The following is a 1,973-nucleotide window of genomic DNA, read 5'->3' as shown; positions in this document are numbered from 1 at the left end:
GGAAGGTCGTCTAGACCTTTAACTTCAAAATCCATTTCAACATTTAACGATATGTACATCTTAATCACCTCAAAATTATTATAAAGAAGTGATCATTTTTGTCCATATTTATTCAAGCAACTTTGTACATATTTAAATTAACATTTGTAGCCAAAGGCTTAACCTACTGTAGAAAAGGTTACCGATTCATTGGATTATCGAAGGTCGTACACAGAGCCTTGTCTAACAAGCGACTAAGGCAAAGGGGAATCCCCTTTGCCTTAGACCATTATCTAAAAGTACACACTGAAATATAAATTGAACCGCCGTATACGGAACCGTACGTACGGTGGTGTGAGAGGGGCGGAAAGTTATTAACTTTCCCTTCTACTCGATTATTGTAAAAAGTAAGAAGGTACGAAGGATTTACGAAATTAAAAGCAATTCTGAAAACTAATAACCCGTTCAGTTGAGTGGTACAAAACTTAAAATTAAACACATAAACGGACTGTTAATTAACATACAATTAACAGTCCGTTTTTCATTGGTATATAGCGATTTTCACTGAATTAAATACCCTTACAACTAATAGCAACTAAATCATCCAAGTAACAAAGGTTATTGTTACTTGGAAAAACAATGCTAATTAGCTTGTTAATTGTTATGGTAAAAAATATGTCAAAAAGTACAATTCAAGATTCAAGTTATACTCTTACACCATATTAATTTGAAGATTATTCGGAATATTTTAAAAACGGCTGTATAGTATAAGGTAGATGTTAAATTTTGTCTTTTTCAACTATTGATGGCTTATCAAGAGGGGTTTGAGGATACTTACGTCCCACCACCCCCAACCTTTTGGAAAAAATATGGCTATTATATAGCAGTTGCACCTTTTCTTTTATGGGGTATTTATTTTGCAGTAATAATTATATTTGCGGTGTTCTTGTCGGTTATGCAGTGGTTACGGAATGTTAAGGAGTTTTTTCACCGGTAGGGGAATATTAAATTATTTGGCTATGTTAAAGTTATTGGTTGATTTTTGAAAAAAACACAGACGCAAGGGCTTTAATTCAAGGACATTCAGACATCCGCACATCACAATAAACAACAAAGTGTATTACCCGAAGGAGAACCTACGTAATTGGTTATTGAATTTAGCTGAGTGAATTCACTTTGTTCAACGAAGGAATGTTCTAGTGGAAATTGAAAAACAAAACACAATGAGTTGGAGATATATTTTCCAACTCTTTTTATGGTTTTTTTATTAATAGCATACTGTAACAGCTATTTTCAATTATAATAGGGCACAGAATAATCAGTTTAATTGGAACTTATTTTAGATACAATCGTATTAGGGATAAAAGACAAAGGAGGAAAAAGAATGAAAAATTTTGAAAAAGAGTATCCCATATTGAAAGAAGAGCGTAGACGAAAAGAAAGTAAAGACAGGAATATAGAATCACTTATTTATTTAGGTGTCGGGCTTTTAGGAATAGCCATTGGCGTATTATATTTTATCTGAAGCACTCATTAGAAGAAAGGCTTAGCCATAGAAGACCCTCCCTTTATTCGATAACAATATGGAGTTACTCATAATTTATAGTCTAGACTATTTCTAGTTCTTACGGATAGCTAATTCGCTACCCTACACAGGCAGTTATTAAAATAAAAATGCTCATATATTAATACAATGACAAAAAGGAGCTAATTAGATGAACATGCTGCAGAGAAGTGTTAATGAATTCCTGGCAACAGAAGTTAAGGAAGCTTCCAAAGAGCTTCTTTTTTAAAAGATAAGAAAGTATATAAAAATGTACCGTGTACACTGGATTCATGGGACTTGAAAGAATGAATAATACTGCTGATTTCCGTTTCAGGTGGACGCGTTCCGCGGGGTGAGCGATGAGCCATCACCGTCGCTTGCGCGTCGCTGTGATGTCTCATCTGTCTCCCTCATCCCGCTGGAGTCGCCACCTTTCACTCCAATCAAT

At 34.5% G+C, this 1,973-nt stretch carries 2 protein-coding genes; one reads left to right on the top strand and one right to left on the bottom strand.

The genetic code is table 11. The features are described from left to right. Positions 1-1,363 precede the first annotated feature (1,363 nt). On the top strand, positions 1,364-1,504 hold the full coding sequence (locus LDK52_RS19780; RefSeq protein WP_211894191.1) for a hypothetical protein: 141 nt from the start codon (positions 1,364-1,366) through the stop codon (positions 1,502-1,504). 236 nt (positions 1,505-1,740) lie between these two features. Here the strand turns inward: LDK52_RS19780 and LDK52_RS19775 are convergent, their stop codons facing one another. Then, a complete protein-coding gene (locus LDK52_RS19775; protein ID WP_277587622.1) occupies positions 1,741-1,926 on the bottom strand; it encodes a hypothetical protein in 186 nt (61 codons plus the stop codon). Positions 1,927-1,973: the final 47 nt, after the last annotated feature.

Source organism: Psychrobacillus antarcticus (genome assembly GCF_029533155.1).
Taxonomy (GTDB): Bacteria; Bacillota; Bacilli; order Bacillales_A; family Planococcaceae; genus Psychrobacillus; species Psychrobacillus antarcticus.
Note: the sequence above shows the minus strand (reverse complement) of the source record. Positions and strands in the feature narration are given on the sequence as shown.